The sequence below is a fragment of the Roseovarius indicus genome (genome assembly GCF_008728195.1).
Taxonomy (GTDB): domain Bacteria; phylum Pseudomonadota; class Alphaproteobacteria; order Rhodobacterales; family Rhodobacteraceae; genus Roseovarius; species Roseovarius indicus.
In genome coordinates, this window is sequence record NZ_CP031598.1 from 1053169 (window position 1) to 1070033 (window position 16865).

The following is a 16865-nucleotide window of genomic DNA, read 5'->3' on the forward strand; positions in this document are numbered from 1 at the left end:
GGGCCGTTCACGCCGGTTCGACAAACGGGCGGATTCCGGAAGTTCGCCGCAGGCGCGAGCACGTCCCAAGCTCACCGAGGGAACAGACATTCAGCCTGTATCCAAAGAAGGCTCGGTTTCACTCGCGGGGCGGATCGGGACTAAGCGTTATGGAGAAACTAAACCTGAGCTTAAGTCGTTGCAAAGATGCTCATGCATTATAGTCTGATCTGAAGAGGGTTTCAAAAATGTCTTCAGTACTGAAACTTTTCCGCCTTACATTCTTTCTGGTTCTCTACTTCTTTATATGCATGTTTGCGGTGATCACTCTGCTTCAGGATTGGTCTGATGGTGCACAGATGCTGTTTTCGTTCGGTGTTCCTGTCGTTCTGGTCTGGTGGCAAGAAAAACGGAAATCGCGGAAAGTCGCTGCAAAAGCGCCAGCCGGGGGAAGTTACGAAACTCGAACATCGCGACCTGAGCCGGTGCCGCGCCCAAGTGCCTACGAGAAGCGTATAGAGCGTGAGCGCGAACGAACTCGCGGAGCCATTGCGTCCAAAGCGCCAGCTGCCGTTCAAGCCTATTCCCCACCAAAGCAGGACTACGCTGAAATCGTTCTGCCTGGAAAGTCTGCGGCGCCGGAACTTGCAGCGGCCGCTGAACGAAACCAGCCCTCGCGAGTGACATCGCGCGCATCGACCCGATCAACGAAAAGCGGGTGGGTTCCGTCAAGCGAAGCTGCTAGCGTGGCCGGCCGCAACATCGGCGGGATGGTCTATGTCGGCACGCCTCCCTTGTTGAACACCTACGGGTATCGTGACAAATGCCGAGCCTATATCGATCCGTCCCTGTCGGTCGCGCGCTCTGGCGCCGACAAAGCTGGTGAAGGTATGCCCTACTGGCCAGGGTACTCGGATATCTCACCTCAGTGCCGGGCGACCTACCTCGATTGGCTGGCCAGCGGGCGAAACGATGCCTCATATAACCCCGGGTACATGTTCCTGTACTTTTATGGGCTGGAGCGTCGCTTCTTCGTCGATCAGTCCAACGAAGATGCCAAGGATATCGTCCAGGAAGTCCGGCGGCTGCAGTCACTTTACCCTGACAACCACTCCGTCAGGCGCTATTTGGGCGAGTTCCTCGACATTGCGATGCTTGCCGAAACCGACCTCGACGCTATCGAGCCGATTTTCGAGAAGCAGGGCTGGGAACTTCCGTTCTCACTCAAATACGCAATCGGAGCCCGGATCGACAAAGGAGAAAACCTGACAGCTGATTGGTTGCTGAGTTGGTTCATCTGCCATCCGGAAACAAATCTGAGAACTCCTGCGACGCGGTGTCGTGACGAGTTCGTCGCTCTTTTCCGCATGCGGTTTGATCGGCGTTTTCCTAGTGGGCTCAAGGTGACCAAACCCCGGAAATCACTCACGGCATCCTATCGAGCCGCTTCCAGCGAATTTCAGGGGGCCGCCAACCCAACCGTGGACGGGAAGCCAGTCCCGGATATTTCCGGCCTGCGCAAACCGGTCGAGATTGCCCAGGAGTTGGCTGATGAGGTGATGAACGATCTCGAAAAGCTCAGTCGCGTCTTGGGCCGAAATCCTGATGGCCGCGGAAGCCTGGAAGCGCATGCCTTGCTACCCTCTGAACTGTGGGATGTCTTCCCATCAGAGGAAATGGACCGCTTGAAATCTTGGGCAAGCACTATAGTCGATCGGGGAGTATTGGTGCCGCTTGAAGAGGTGATCGGACGTTTGGAGGGAGAAACGAGCGAGAAGATCGGGAAACGGCAGATGACAGGAGCGGCAGACGCGCTCGCCCGCCTCGGTTTCGGTCTGGCGCCCGACCCTCGGTTTGCACTCCGGTCGCCCAAGGCGGAGGAGCCTGTTGTTCTGTTTCGTCTGGGCGAACCCATCGAAAGACTGGAGGAAGTTTCCGACAGCTATCGAAGCGCCCTGATTGAATTGGCACTTGGGACGTTCGTTGCTCATGCGGATGGTCGCATCGCGGAGCCTGAGCGCAGGGCGCTGGAGGATCAGGTTTCCGCCGCGGACCTAAGCGATCAGGAAAGCCGCAGGCTGCGCGCAAACCTTGAATGGTTCCTCGCGGTACCACCGGACATGACGCTCTTGCGCCGCAAACTGAAGGAAGTGGGCCAAGACGGCCAGGCCGCTATGCGGGCAGCGCTGGTTGGTGCAGCACATGCCGATGGCATTATTCACTCCGACGAAGTTGCAAGTATCGAGAAAATCTACAAGGCTTTGGGTCTTGACCCTGCGCTTGCCTACTCGGACCTGCATGCCGGCGAAGTTGCGGATGGACCTCGCACTGTTCGTGCCTCGCAGCCGGGTCGCCCTGGCGAAGCGATACCTGATCTTGAGAAGGCCAGCGGACCCAAACTCGATGCTACGCGGATCGCGGCGATCCGTTCCGACACCGAGCGTGTTTCGTCCGTCCTCGGTAAGATTTTCGACGTCGAGGAAGAAGAGACCGGTGTCTTCGCGCCTGCCAACCAAAGCCAGTTGGCAGGGCTTGACCCGAAACACGGCGCCCTCGTGCTTGAACTGATTGTTCGCGAGCATTGGTCTGAGACCGAATTCGGGAAGATCTGCGCCTCGCATGGTTTGATGGCATCCGGGGCTTTGGAAGTCGTGAATGAATGGGCTTTTGAGACCTACGATGAAGCGCTGCTCGACGAGTATGATGGATATGACGTGTCTCCGGAGATTGCCGAGGCGGTAAAAGAAAAGATGAGTGCGGAGGGCAGGGATGTCGAAGTTGAAACCACGTGAACGCGATGCAATCGTACAGGCGCTTCGGGCCGGGGTCGTGCCCAAGCTCGGTTTGCGTCATATCCAGGTCGGCCGCGTCCGGGAGATTGAAGAGCTCGTCAAGGACATGGACCGGATATCCGATGGCGGATCGGCGATCCGGTTCATCATCGGGGAATACGGATCGGGCAAGACGTTCTTCATGAACCTGATCCGTCTTGTCGCGCTTGAAAAGGGTCTGGTGGTGATGTTCGCGGACCTGGCGCCCGACCGGCGCATTCACGCGACCGGTGGTCAAGCTCGAGGCCTCTATGCAGAGATGGCCCGAAACCTGTCGACACGGACAAAGCCAGATGGCGGGGCCTTGGCCAGCGTGGTGGAGCGTTTTGTCAGCCAGGCTCACCGAGACGCTGAAGAACGGGATTTGCCAACAGGGTCTGTCATCCGTGAACGCCTTGGCCACTTCGAAGAACTTACCGGGGGGTTTGAGTTCGCTGAAGTCATCCGTCGCTATTGGGAAGGCCATGAAACAGGCGACGACGAGCTGAAATCCGCAGCCCTGCGGTGGCTCCGCGGTGAATTCGCGACACGCACCGACGCGCGCAAAGCACTTGGTGTGCGAACGATCATCGACGACGCTAGTGTCTATGACCATCTGAAGCTAATGTCGGCATTCGTGTGCGAGGCCGGATATAAAGGATTGCTGGTCGGCCTCGACGAGATGGTGAACCTCTACAAGCTCACCTCAACGCAGGCCCGCAATGCAAACTACGAACAGATCCTCCGGATCCTGAATGATGTGCTGCAAGGCAGTGCCGAGAACCTCGGATTTCTCATGGGCGGGACTCCGGAGTTTCTGATGAACACCCGTCGTGGGCTCTATAGCTACGAAGCCCTTCAGTCACGTTTGGCCGAAAATACCTTCGCGCGAGACGGATTGGTCGACCTTTCAGGACCCGTTGTCCGGCTGGCCAGCCTGACCCCTGAAGACCTCTTCGTTCTTTTGGCCAACGTTCGGCGGATCATGCAGGACGACGCCGGTGCTTTGCCGGACACCGCGCTCGAGGCCTTCATGGCACATTGTTCGGATCGGATCGGTGAAGCTTACTTCCGCACCCCGCGCAATACAGTGACCGCATTCGTGAACTTGCTTTCCGTGCTTGAGCAAAACCCCGGTGTCGAGTGGAACGATTTGATCGAAAAGATCGAAGTCTCCGAAGACTTAGGCGAAGACATGACCGAGGTAGACGAGTCGACTGGCGCCCAAGACCCCGGTGACGATGACCTGATCAGCTTCAAGCTCTGACTCCGATGAGCAGTGCGTTCGACAAACTGGCGAGGCCTGTGCAGAAATGGATACGCCAGCAAGGATGGCGCGAGCTTCGCGACATCCAGGCGCGGTCCATCCGGACGATCTGCGAGACCGATGCCGATTTGATCGTTGCGGCTTCCACGGCGGGCGGAAAGACCGAGGCAGCGTTCCTGCCTTTGATTTCGCAGGTGTTTGACGACCCGTTCGACGGCACCGGATTCGATTTGCTCTACATAGGTCCGCTCAAGGCGCTGATCACGGATCAGGCCATACGGCTGGCGAGCATCTGCCCGGAAGCAGAGCTGCCGGTTGTTCCCTGGCACGGGGATGTTTCGCAATCGATCAAGACGCGTGCGTTGAAATCTCCAAAAGGGATCCTGCTGATAACCCCCGAGTCCCTTGAGGCACTTTTCATTCGTCGCGGTTTGGAAATTAGCCGCCTGTTTGGGGCCACGCGCGCGGTCGTTATCGATGAGTTGCACACGGTTCTAGATAGCGAACGCGGTGTCCAGCTCCGTTCGTTGCTCACAAGGCTCGAGCTCACGATAAAGCGCCCAATCCGTCGGATAGGTCTGTCAGCTACGCTGGGCGACATGGACCTCGCCAAGGCCTATCTTCGCCCTGACGCTGCAAACGCTGTCCAGCTCATAGAAGCAGATGGCGGCGAGGCTGAATTGAGGCTCCAGCTTCGCGGCTACGTATCAGGCGATGAGGGCGAAAACAGCCCATCCGCAACGGATGCCATCGCAGCCCATCTGTTCAAGCACCTTCGAGGCAGCGACAACCTCGTCTTCGCTGGGGCGAGGCAACGAGTTGAGATCTATGCAGATCGGCTGCGGGAACTCTGCGAGAGGGAACATCTGCCGCAGGAATTCTATCCTCACCACGCTAGCCTCTCCCGCGAACACCGAGACTTCGTGGAACACCGCTTAAAGGACGCCGCAAAGCCGACAACTGCCGTCTGCACGTCGACGCTCGAGCTTGGAATCGACATCGGTGATGTGACCTGCGTGGCCCAAATCGGCGCGCCATTCAGCGTCGCCGCGTTGCGACAACGTCTCGGCCGGTCCGGCCGACGCGAGGGGCAGCCAGCCGTCTTGCGGCAGTATGCCGTCGAGACTCAGTTGACGCCAGAAAGCAGCTTCGTTGATCGACTTCGCCTTGGATTGATCCGGTCTATCGCGATGATAGACCTGTTGCTTGAGGGCTGGTGCGAACCGGCAAGACCGCAGGCGCTTCATCTTTCGACGCTCGTCCATCAGATACTGTCGGTCATAGCACAACGCGGCGGTGCTTCTGCCAGTGTGGTCTACAGTATCCTGTGTCGCGAGGGCCCCTTTCGCAAGGTCACAACCGAAGTGTTCGCAGATGTGTTGCGTTCGATCGGTCATACCGAAACCGGTTTGATCGAACAGTCCGGAAGCGGACTGCTACTCTTGGGACCTGCAGGCGAAAAGCTGGTCGAACACTACAGCTTCTACGCAGTGTTTCAGACGCCTGAGGAATTCCGCTTGGTAGCAGAAGGGAAGGATCTTGGGACCCTGCCGATCGACAATGTTCTTGCCCCAGGGATGCTTCTGATTTTCTCTGGGCGGCGGTGGGTGGTTCAGGAAATCCATGACCGCGAGAAGGTGATCATGGTCAAGCCCGCGAAAGCGGGCGTGCCTCCCGTCTTTGGCGGTGATCCAGGTGACATTCATGACAAGGTGATTGATCGAATGTTCGCAGTGCTCGAAGGAGGTACCCAACCGGCATACATGGACGCGGCTTCTCTAAAGATGCTGGCCGAAGCGCGTGCACATTATGACCAACTTGGGTTTCGAGCCACGAATATCCAGGCTCTCGGCGAGGGTACATCGATCATCGCGACGAGAGTGGGGACGGTCAAGACGTCAACCCTGGCGCTCGCACTCAGAAGTGAGGGATTTTCAGTAGAGCGGCATGACGGGTTTCTGCTGGTGGAGGTCGGCCATGAAACACCCAATCTTCAAACGGTACTGGCAGATATTCGATCCGGCGAACCTGTCGATCTGTTCTTGGAAGCAGGAAATCTGATGTCAGAAAAATTCCATAAATATTTATCGGCGAAAATTCTACATTTGGATGCTGTTTCATCCAAGCTGGCTCCAGAAATTCTGCCACAATTGGCGAATGCGATCATGCGAAAAGGTCCCGCCAATTGATGCCACTATCGATAACAGTGTACGACCGCCGCCTGCTGATGCTGTTGAAAAATTCCTGCTGCTACTCGACAGCGGACTGAAGTTGAAACTTTGTTCCTCTCCATGCCAAGCTAGGATGCTCTCGCGGGTTCCATCTTCGGAAGGCAAAGTTTTTTTCCTGCACACGCAGCCGTGCTGACGAGTTTTCAACATTATCTGCTCACCGCTGACCTTGGCCTGCTCAACCATGCTTCATGATGCCCTAAGTGCTGTTTCGGGGTAGCCGCACCGCAGCGTTGACCCTTCTATCGAAGGTCTGCTTCGGGCCGTTTCTACGTAGCACTTGACCCTTTGCTTCGCATGAAATATCCGTCTGAGGTGCTAAGCGGGCGTTGTGTAATGGTAAGACCTCAGCCTTCCAAGCTGATGATACGGGTTCGATTCCCGTCGCCCGCTCCAGAGTTTTCCTCGCTTCGAGAGACCCGTCAGGCCGCGATATTGCAGGTTGGTACGTGCCGTGGGTGCGGCGGAGTGGCTTGGCATGGGAACAAGCCTTGACGCATTGACGTCGCGGGGCCAAGAAGCCCGGACAACAATAGACGAGGGCGAACCATGGTGCGCAGGGCCGAGAACGGCGCGGATCAGATAGAACGGGATAAATCCAAAAGCGTCGGCGCACTGGCCGAGCTCTGGCCCTTCATCACGCCCTACAAGCTGCTTGCGGCTGCCGCGGTGCTTGCGCTGATCCTGACGGCGACAGTTTCATTGATCCTGCCGATGGCCGTGCGCCGGGTGGTGGACAATTTTCGCACCGAAGACGGCGCGCTGCTCGACAAGTACTTCATGGCCGCGATCGTCATCGCCGGTCTTCTGGCGATTGGTACGGGCCTGCGATACGCGCTGGTCACCCGGCTTGGCGAGCGCGTCGTGGCCGACATCCGCAAAGCTGTTTTCGGCCGGGTGATCGGCATGAGCCCCGCCTTCTTTGAGAACATCATGACCGGCGAGGTCCTCAGCCGAATCACGACCGACACGACGCTTATCCTTTCAGTGATCGGCTCGTCGATTTCCATTGCATTGCGCAACCTGCTGATTTTCGTGGGTGGGCTGGCGCTGATGCTGGTGACCTCGACCAAGCTCACGCTGATGGTGCTGCTGATCGTGCCGGTGATAATCGTGCCGATCCTTACGCTGGGCCGCCGCCTGCGCAAGCTCAGCCGCGAGAACCAGGACTGGATTGCAAAGAGCTCGGGCAATGCCTCGGAGGCGCTGACCAGTGTCCAGACGGTGCAGGCCTTCACCCATGAAGGGGCAAGCCGCGCCCGGTTCGGCGAGGTGACGGAAGAAAGCTACGCCTCGGCGCGCCGGCGCATCTCGACCCGGGCGCTGATGACGATCATCGTCATCTTCCTGGTCTTCACCGGCGTGGTCTGCGTGCTGTGGATCGGGGCGCGCGACGTGCGCGCGGGGGGCATGAGCGTCGGCACGCTGGTGCAGTTCGTGATCTACTCGATCATGGTGGCCGGGGCCGTGGCCGCACTATCTGAGATCTGGGGCGAATTGCAGCGGGCCGCCGGGGCGACCGAGAGGCTGATCGAATTGCTGAACGCCGAAGACAAGGTCAAGGACCCGGCCCAGCCGCGGCCGCTGCCCGATACCGTGAAGGGTGCCATCGGCTTCCATGATGTCAGCTTCACCTATCCGTCGCGACCGCAGGTTCCGGCGCTTGACGGTCTGAACCTTACGATCGAGCCGGGCGAGACGGTCGCCATTGTCGGTCCTTCGGGCGCGGGCAAGACGACGATCATTCAGATGATCCTGCGCTTCTACGATCCGGCGTCCGGCAAGGTCACGCTCGACGGCGTGCCGGTCGACGAGATGTCCCGGCCTGAATTCCGGAAGGCGCTCGCGCTGGTGCCGCAGGACCCGGTGATCTTCGCGGCGTCGGCGCGCGAGAACATCCGCTTCGGTCGGCTGGATGCCTCCGATGCCGAGGTCGAGGCCGCCGCGAAGGCCGCTGCGGCGCATGTTTTCATAGAGGCCCTGCCGGAGGGTTACGACACCTATGTCGGCGAGCGCGGGGTCATGTTGTCGGGCGGGCAGAAGCAGCGTATCGCCATTGCGCGGGCGATCCTGCGCGACGCGCCGGTTCTGCTGCTCGATGAGGCAACCAGCGCGCTTGATGCCGAAAGCGAACGGGCGGTGCAGGAGGCGGTCGACAAGATGGCCCGCCGCTGCACCACCATCATCGTCGCCCATCGGCTTGCCACGGTGAAGAAGGCCGACCGGATCATCGTCATGGATCAGGGCCGCATCGCCGCCGAGGGGACCCATGACAGCCTTGTGGCCGAGGACGGTCTTTATGCCCGGCTGGCGCGACTGCAATTTACCGACGGGCAGGCGGCCTAAGCGCCGCTCACGCGGGGTCACGTTCACGTAGCGGAGCTTTCGCCGAGCGGCCTCTTGGGCTTGAATGACGCATCCTTGATGCCCTGTCCCGGAGCCCCGCGATGCCGTCTCGCCGTTTCTTCATGATTTCCACCGCCGCCGCGCTGCTGCTCGCCCCGCGTTTCGCCAAGGCTTCCGAACCCGACATCCTGTCCTACGACGGGGCGGCGATCGGTGGCTATGATCCGGTCGCCTACTTCTCCGAAGGCGAACCGGTGAAGGGCAAGGCGGCCCATGCCGTGACATGGCAGGGGGCCGAATGGCACTTTGCTACCGCCGCCAATCGCGAGACGTTCGAAGCAAACCCGGAAGCCTATGCGCCGCAATATGGCGGATACTGTGCCTATGCCGCGTCGAAAGGCGCCGTCGCGCCCACGGCGCCGGATGCGTGGACGGTCCATTACGGCAAGCTCTACCTCAACTTCAGCCAGACCGTCCGGGGTATCTGGTCCGAGGATATCCACGGCAACATCGCCAAAGCCGACGCCAACTGGCCTGCGCCCTTGTCGAAGTAAGGCCGGTATACCGTCAGCCCAGGCCTGAAAAGGCCCGGTCAAGTCCCTCGGCCACCTCGTCGACATCGTCGAGCGACAGGCACATCGGCGGTACCATCCGAAGCACCGACTGGTTCGGTCCCGATTTCGAGAGGATCAGCCGGCTTTCCCGGCAGGCCTCGAAAACGGCCGCGGTCGTCTCGCGGTCGGGTTCCTTGGTCTTGTGATCCTTGACCATCTCGATCGCGAGCATCAGGCCCCGGCCGCGTACGTCGCCGATGGCCTTGTGCTTCGATTTCAGGTCTTCGAGCCGTTTCAGAAGCTCCGCACCGACGATGCGGGCATTTTCCTGCACGTTGTCTTCGCGAATGACCTGAAGCACCGCCCGGCCTGCCGCACAGCAGGTGGGGTTGGCGCCGTAGGTGTGGAACAGGAACTTCTCGGCCATCGGTTCGGCGATCTCGCGTTTCGTCACAACGGCGGCAAGGGGGAAGCCGTTGCCGATACCCTTGGCCATGACGATGATATCGGGAATGACGCCGTCGGCCTCGAAGCCCCACATGTGGTCGCCGGTCCGGCCGAAGCCCGACTGAACCTCGTCGGCGATGTAGAGACCGCCCGCGGCTCGCACCCGTTCGGCTGCGCCGGACATATAGCCCTCGGGCATGGCCACGATACCGCCATAGCCCTGCACCGATTCCACCAGCATGCCGGCGACGCGGCCGGTTGTGGCCGTGGCGATGGTGCGCTCGATTTCGTCGAGATAGGGCGCGGCGCCGGCATTCTCGCCGAAGATCCCGCGATACTGGTTGGGTTCGGGAATGATCGCCACGTTGCCCGGCATACCCGGATGCCGCCAGCCGGAAATGCCTGTCACCGACTGCGCCGCAGCGGTCGGCCCGTGATAGGCCGTGCGCAGTGCGAGAAGGTCGAGATTGCCGGTGTGTGTCCGCGCGATGGTCATGGCGAGGTCGATCGCCTCGGACCCCGAATTGCAGAAATGCACGACCCATTCAGGTCCCTTCGGCAGGGTGGCGGCCAGTTCCTCGGCCAGATGCGCGGGGACCGGGTGATAGAACATGGTGGTGCAATGTGTCAGGTCCGCGGCCTGGGCCTGTGCCGCTTTCACGACCGTGGGATGGGAATGGCCGACCGAGATGCAGACATTCATGCCCAGCAGATCGATGTACTTGTTGTCCTCGGCGTCCCACAGGTACTGCATGGAGCCCTTTTTGAAGACGATCGGGTCACGGAATGGCACGAACTTCTTCAGCGTGGCGGCGTAATAGGTGTCGCGGCGGCGGGCGGTGCCGTCCGTACTCCAATCGGTTGCAAGCTCGGTCATGGCGGGTCTCCTTCAGGATCGCAGTCGGGTATTGTCGGGGTCGAATGGCGGGCGGTCGAGGACCGTGGCGTCGAAACGCTGGCCGAGGATATCGACGGTCAGCCCCTCGCGCAGGCCGCGCGTGCGCAGGTAGGCCAAGGCGAGCGTCAGCCCGGTGCGGTGGCCGTATGCGCCGGACGTGACGATGCCGACGGGTTGTCCCTCGTGCCGTACGGTGTGGGCGTAGAACGGGTCGAGCGTACCGCTGTCGAGGCTGAGCAGCACCATTTCCCAGCGGTCGGGCTTGTCCATCCGCTGCAACAGTGCATCGCGACCCGGGAAGTCACGGCCATCGGTGCGGATCAGGTAGCCAAGGCCCGCTTCATCGGGGGTGCGCTCGCTTGTCAGGTCGCCGCCCCACCCCCGGTATCCTTTTTCGAGGCGCATGGAGCCGGCGGCGTAGGCGCCGTAAAACCCAATGCCGTGCGGCTTGCCTGCCTCCTCCAGCGCATCGAACAACCCGGGCAGGTCGGCGGCGCGGGCGTGAAGCTCCCAGCCCAGCTCGCCGACATAGGAGACCCGCATGGCCCGCAAGGTGACGCCGGCAACGGTAATCTCCCGCACCGACAGCCAAGGGAAGCCGGTGCCTAGGTCAGCATCGCTGAGCGACGCCAGAACCGATCGGGATTGCGGCCCCATAAGGCCAATCACGCCGATCTCTTCGGTGACGTTTCGGAGGCGGACATCGTGCTTTGCGGCATGGGCCGTGAGCAGGTCGTGATCCATCTCCTCGGCCGCGGCCGCACTGTTGAGATAAGCGGCGTCATCGGCCAGCCGAGCGACCGAAAATTCCGACACCACACCGCCCGCGGGTGTCAGGGCATGGATCAGCCCCACACGACCCCGGGCAGGGGGGCGGTTGGCGCCAAGCGTTTCGAGGAAATCTGCAGTGCCCGGCCCGGTCACCTCGAATTTGGAGAACACCGAAAGGTCGGCCAACGCCACCCGGTTGGTCACGCACTCGACCTCGCGTGCCACCGGGTCGAACCAGTTGGTGCGCTGGAAGCTTTCATGGGCCACGTCGCCGGGCTTGTCGGAGAACCAGTTGGGCCGTTCCCACCCGTGCGCTGCGCCCATGATGGCGCCTCGGGCCAGCATCCGGTCGTGCAGTGGCGACAGGCGCAGGCCGCGCCCGGCCGGGCGTTCCTCGAACGGGTAATGCACGCCGAATTGCAGGCCGAAGCACTCGATGGCCTTGGCGACGCGGTAGTCACGATCGGCCCAGGACCCGAAGCGGCGGGAGTCGACCGCCAGCGCATCCATCGGCGGAGCGCCGTGGGTCATCCAATGAGCCAGGAACCAGCCCGCGCCGCCGCCTTCCATCACGCCCATCGACGAGCCGGTGAGCAGCCAGCCGTTCTCGATACCGTGTGCGGGTCCGATCAGCGGATTGGCGTCGGGCGTGAAGGTGATCGGCCCGTTGATGACAGATTTGACCCCGCCGGTTTCAAGCGCCGGAACACGCGCCATCGCCGCCTCGATGATATGCTCGACCCGGTCGAGATCGGGCGGCATCAGTTCGGCGCCGAAATCGGGGGGTACACCGTCGACCGACCAGACCTGTGCTTCCTTCTCATACGGGCCCAGGATCAGCCCGTCGCGCTCCTGCCGCAGATACCAGCTTTCCTCGGGGTCGCGGATCATGGGCAGCTCGGGCAGTCCTTGCGCGATACGGTCGGCGACGGCTGGAACCGTGTCGGTCACGAGATACTGGTGCAGGACCGGGACAGACGGGATGTTGAGCCCCATCATGTGCCCAATCTCCCAGCCCCATGTGCCGGCGGCGTTGACGAGATGGCGGGCGCGGAAGGTTTCTTTCGGCGTTTCCACGCGCCAGATCCCGTCTTCCCGGGTGATCGACGTGACGGGGTTCTGCCGGAAAAAACTGACGCCGCGTGCCTTCGCGCCCGTGGCCATGGCCTGAGTGGCGAGCGTCGGATCTACATGGCCATCGTCGGGTTCATAGATCCCGCCCAGAAGCCCCTCGAGGGAGGCCAGGGGGTACAATTCCGCGATGCGCTTGGGCGTCAGGATTTCCAGTGGGTAGCCGGTGAAATCCGAAAGGCCTGCCACATGGCGGAACTCGTCCATCCTGTCGGGGTTGCGGGTGACGCGCATGGCGCCGGAAGGGTGAAAGCCGCAGCCTTGACCTGTCTCCTCTGGCAGAATGTCGCGGTAGAGGCGAACGGAGGTGGCGCGGAACTCCTGAATGGTCGCGTTGTGCGCGAAATGGGTGCAAAGCCCGGCCGCATGCCAAGTCGAGCCGTGGGTGAGATCGTTCTTTTCGGTCAGCACCACGTCGGACCAGCCGGCCTTGCCCAGGTGATAGGCCAGCGAAACGCCCATAGCGCCGCCGCCGATGATGAGAACCTGCACATCGCTCATGCGCGCATCCTTTTGCCTTTGGGGTCGTAGGGCGGCTGGGTCAGAGGCGTGGCCCTGTACCATTCGCCCGCGATTTCGATCTCGAAGTGCCTGTCTTTCATCGGGGTTTTCGTCACCTCGACCAGCGTGAACGCCAACGTCAAGCCAGTGCGCGGGCCCCGCGCGCCCGAGGTTGTGAGGCCGACAACGCGGCCGTTTTCCCAGACGGGTTCGTCGTGCAGGACAAGCGGACTGCCCTCGACCTCGCAAAGCACGAGGCGTCGGGAAAGACCCTCACGCTGCGCCTCGAGCGCCGCCTTGCCAGTGAAGTCCTTCGACCAGTCGATGTTGAACCCCAGGCCCGCCTCGAGCGGAGTGATCTCGGGGCCAATGTCGTGCCCCCAGTGCACGAAGCCCTTTTCAATCCGGCATCCGTCAAGCGCGTAATGACCCATAGGTTTTGCGCCGGTGCCCGTCAGGGCGTCGAAAAGCGCCGGGGCGTCTTCGTTGCGCACGCGCAGTTCCCAACCGAGTTCGCCGACGAAGCTCAGTCTGGTGGCGATGGTTTCGACGCCGGCCACGGTTACGGTGCGCGTATGACCGAAAGGCATATCTGGCCAATCCTGCGCAATGCCACGCAGAGTGTCACGGCTTCCGGCGCCCATCACGCCGACCACGCAGAATTCCTCTGTAATGTCGGTCAGCGCGACGCCGTCCAGCGCACGCCGAAAGAACGCATGGTCACGCCAGCGGGTCGCGGCGCCTGTGGTGATCTCGACCATCTCGGGGCCCGGGCGGGTGACGGTGGCTTCGACCTCGATCCCGCCCTTGGCGTTGAGGAATTGGGTGTAGACGGCGCGGTCCTCGTTCACATTCAACTGTGCCGGGCAGAGGCTGTTGAGCTGTTTCAGCGCGTCGCGGCCTTCGACCCTGAGCTTGGTAAATGGCGAAAGGTCCAGCAGGACCGTTCCGGTTTCCATACGCGCCGCTTCGCGGGTTGCGATGGGCCACCATGGTTGATCTCCGATGGAGTAGGGCAGGGCGCGTTCCTGCTCGCTCTCGGCATACCATAGCCCGCGTTCCCATCCGGCCGTCAGGCCGAACACCGCGCCTTGCGCCTGCCAGTGGTCATGCAGGGCCGAACGGCGCAGATCGCGACCGGCCTTTGGCTGCTTGTAGGGCCAGTGCAGGGTGAAGAGGTCGGCCACGGCCTCTTTCATCCGCGTCGCCATGTGCGCCGGATCTGCGGAAAGGGGATCGACGCGAGCGATGTCGACCTCCCAGGCATCCATGGGCGGCTGGCCGTCTTGCATCCAACCTGCGAGAAGGCGGCCGACCCCGGCCGATGACATCACGCCGACCGAATTCATGCCTGCCGCAACGTAGAGGCCATCCACCCCGGGCGCGGCACCGATCAACGGCCGCGTGTCGGCGGTGAAGCTCTCGGGGCCGTTCATGAAATGCTGAATGCCGGTGTCTTCCAGTGAGGGGATCAGGTCAAGGGCAGCTTCCATGAACGGTGTGAACTGATCCCAGTCTTCGGGCAGTTCGAGAAAGGGGCGGTTGCCCTCGGGGCCATCGGGATTCCAGCATTTCGCATCCGGTTCGAAGCCACCGATCACCAGCTTGCCGGTATCGCCCTTGATGTAGACACCGGAGTCGAGATCGCGCAGCACGGGGAAACCTTCGAACTCGGGGCGCGGCTCGGTGACGACATACATGTGCTCGACCGGCTGCAAGGGCAGGGCGACGTTTGCCGTTTCGGCCAGCCGCTTGGACCAGGCGCCGCAGCAGAGGGCGACCTGGCCGGCGCGGATCTCAGTATCGTCCTCCAAGCCCACGCCATATACGCGTCCGCCTTCCGTCAAAAGCCGGGCAACGCCATTGTTCTCGCGGATTTCAACGCCCATCGATCTGGCCGCCCGGGCATAGGCCATGCACAGATCGACCGGATTTACGCTGGCGTCCTCGGCGACGGCCATGGCGCCATGCAGGTTTTTCGTGGACAGGCACGGCAGGGCCGATCCGAGCTCGTCGGTCGTCATCATCTCGGGTGAAAGGCCGAAATGCCGCCCGAGTGCCGCGATGCGGTGCAGCTCGTCCATCCGCTCTGGGAGCTTTGCCAGCCAATACCCACCGGTGACACGATACCCGGTGGAGAGGCCGGTTTCCTGCTCCAGTCGCGGGAAGAGTTCTCCGGCATACATCGCCAGCCGTGTCATGTTGGGCGTTGCCCTCAGCGGCCCGACGATGCCGGCGGCATGCCAGCTCGTGCCGGACGTCAGCTGGTTGCGTTCGAGCAGCAGTACGTCCTCGGCCCCCAGCCGGGCGAGGTGGTAGGCCAGCGAAAGACCGACCGCACCGCCGCCGATGATGACGATTCCACGCGTCTCAGAAGTAGTCGGCATCGGCGACCTCCAGTTTGCGCTGCGCGATGTAGTCCTTCAGCGCGTCGTCGATCGCCGGATCGAGGCCGGGGTCTTCGTAGGTGTCGAGCCGCGACTTCCAGAGCGCGTTGGCGCGCTGGGCCATGTCGAGGCTTCCGGCCGCCTGCCATTGTTCGAAAGAGTTGTTGTCGGGCAGGTCCGGTCGGAAGAGCGCCGATAGGAAGTTGGCTTGCGTGTGCTCGGAGCCAAGGAAATGCTGGCCCGGTCCCGTTGCGGCGATGGCCGCCATAGCTTGTGCGTTCTCGGACAGGTCGATTCCAGCGAAGAACCGCATCATCTTGCCGCAAAGATCGGCGTCGATCATCGTCTTCTCGAAACCGGTGACAAGCCCGCCTTCCAGCCAGCCGGTTGCGTGGTTGATGACGTTGACCCCGGCGAACAGCGCCATCATCAAGCCCCAAGTCGCTTCTTGCTGGCTTTGCGCATCGGGCAGTTTCGAGGCTGAAAGCGTACCGACCGAATGAAGCGGCACGCCCAGCCGGCGGGCCAGCTGCCCGGCTGCCAGGATCATCTGGCCGGCTTCCGGTGTGCCGAACGTGGGGGCGCCGGACTGCATCGACATGGTCGAGGCAAAGGAGCCCATGAGGCAGGGTGCGCCTGGGTTGACGAGTTGCACCAGCGTGAGGCTTGCAAGCGCCTCGGCCAGCACCTGCGCCAGTGTTCCCGCCACGGTCGAGGGGCTCATCGCGCCGGCCAGGGTCCACGGTGTGCAGGCGACGGGCTGGCCCGCGCGGGCATATGTCTTGAGCGCGCCGGACATGTGGGAATCCATCACGAGCGGCGCGTTGGTATTGGAAACGCAGTATAGTACCGGATTTTCGGCCACGTAGGCCTCGCCGAAGAGAATCCGTGCCATGTCGATTGCGTGTCCTGCGCGCTCGGCCCCGAGGAAGGCGCCCATGAAGGGCCGGTCGGACCACCGGATATGGGCATAGAGCATGTCCAGATGCCGTTTGTTTGCCGGCAGATCGACCGGTTCGCAGACGACCCCGCCGGAATGGTGCAGCCACGGGATCGTCTGGTGCAGCTTCACGAGGTTTGTGAAATCGTCATAGGTCGCGTAGCGCCGCCCCATGTCGAGGTCATGCACGAAGGGTGGGCCCCAGGACGGGCAGAACACCGAGGCGCTGCCGCCGATCCGAACGGTGTTTTCCGGGTTGCGCGCGTGCTGAGTGAATTGCGAAGGCGCGGTGGCCTGAATGATCTTGCGGCAGAAGCCGGAGGCGAAGCGGACGCGCTCTCCATCGACATCGCAGCCGGCCTCGGCAAAGATCTGAAGGATTTCGGGGTCGTCGCGAAACTCCATGCCCGTTTCGGCCAGGATACAGTCGGCATTGGCCTCGATGATCTGAAGACCTTCCTCCGACAGGATCGGGAGCGGTCCGACATGGCGGTCGAGATACGGCGCGCGCGGTGACCCCGCCCTGGCCTCCTCGCTACGCCGCTTGCCTCTCCGTGTCACGACAACCTCCATTGATGTTGGAGGAAGGATGGACAAAATCCC

At 61.8% G+C, this 16865-nt stretch carries 9 protein-coding genes and 1 tRNA gene; 6 read left to right on the plus strand and 4 right to left on the minus strand.

The window, feature by feature from the left end:
- The first annotated feature begins 227 nt into the window (after window positions 1-227).
- The 6 genes from RIdsm_RS04990 (at window position 228) to RIdsm_RS05015 (ending at window position 9187) form a co-directional block, all read left to right on the plus strand.
- The gene (locus tag RIdsm_RS04990) at window positions 228-2771 is read left to right on the plus strand and encodes a tellurite resistance TerB family protein (protein ID WP_074940310.1); all 2544 of its coding nucleotides are present in this window, start codon (window positions 228-230) and stop codon (window positions 2769-2771) included.
- Entirely contained in the window at window positions 2749-4056 is a 1308-nt protein-coding gene (locus tag RIdsm_RS04995; protein WP_074940313.1) for an ATP-binding protein, read from the plus strand. The genes RIdsm_RS04990 and RIdsm_RS04995 overlap by 23 nt, the downstream gene beginning before the upstream one ends.
- 5 nt (window positions 4057-4061) lie before the next feature.
- Entirely contained in the window at window positions 4062-6245 is a 2184-nt protein-coding gene (locus RIdsm_RS05000) for a DEAD/DEAH box helicase (RefSeq protein ID WP_057820168.1), read from the plus strand.
- Between the two features lie 364 nt (window positions 6246-6609).
- Window positions 6610-6683: transfer RNA gene (locus RIdsm_RS05005), tRNA-Gly, on the plus strand.
- 153 nt (window positions 6684-6836) lie between these two features.
- Window positions 6837-8633: an ABC transporter transmembrane domain-containing protein gene (locus tag RIdsm_RS05010; RefSeq protein WP_057820166.1), complete on the plus strand. Its 1797-nt coding sequence runs from the start codon at window positions 6837-6839 to the stop codon at window positions 8631-8633.
- A gap of 101 nt (window positions 8634-8734) precedes the next feature.
- Window positions 8735-9187 (plus strand): YHS domain-containing (seleno)protein, encoded by a 453-nt coding sequence (locus RIdsm_RS05015; protein WP_057820164.1) that lies wholly within the window; start codon window positions 8735-8737, stop codon window positions 9185-9187.
- Between the two features lie 13 nt (window positions 9188-9200).
- On the opposite strand, the gene RIdsm_RS05020 is transcribed toward RIdsm_RS05015, so the two are convergent.
- The 4 genes from RIdsm_RS05020 to RIdsm_RS05035 are packed head-to-tail and all read right to left on the minus strand — an operon-like array spanning window position 9201 to window position 16835.
- Window positions 9201-10511, minus strand: a complete 1311-nt coding sequence (locus RIdsm_RS05020) for an aspartate aminotransferase family protein (protein WP_057820163.1) — start codon at window positions 10509-10511, stop codon at window positions 9201-9203.
- Window positions 10512-10523: 12 nt separating this feature from the next.
- Entirely contained in the window at window positions 10524-12935 is a 2412-nt protein-coding gene (locus RIdsm_RS05025) for a GcvT family protein (RefSeq protein ID WP_057820161.1), read from the minus strand.
- Window positions 12932-15322: a GcvT family protein gene (locus tag RIdsm_RS05030; protein WP_057820159.1), complete on the minus strand. Its 2391-nt coding sequence runs from the start codon at window positions 15320-15322 to the stop codon at window positions 12932-12934. Before RIdsm_RS05030 ends, RIdsm_RS05025 begins: the two co-directional genes overlap by 4 nt.
- Complete coding sequence (locus tag RIdsm_RS05035; protein WP_057820157.1) at window positions 15306-16835, minus strand: trimethylamine methyltransferase family protein; 1530 nt, start codon at window positions 16833-16835, stop codon at window positions 15306-15308. Before RIdsm_RS05035 ends, RIdsm_RS05030 begins: the two co-directional genes overlap by 17 nt.
- Window positions 16836-16865: the final 30 nt, after the last annotated feature.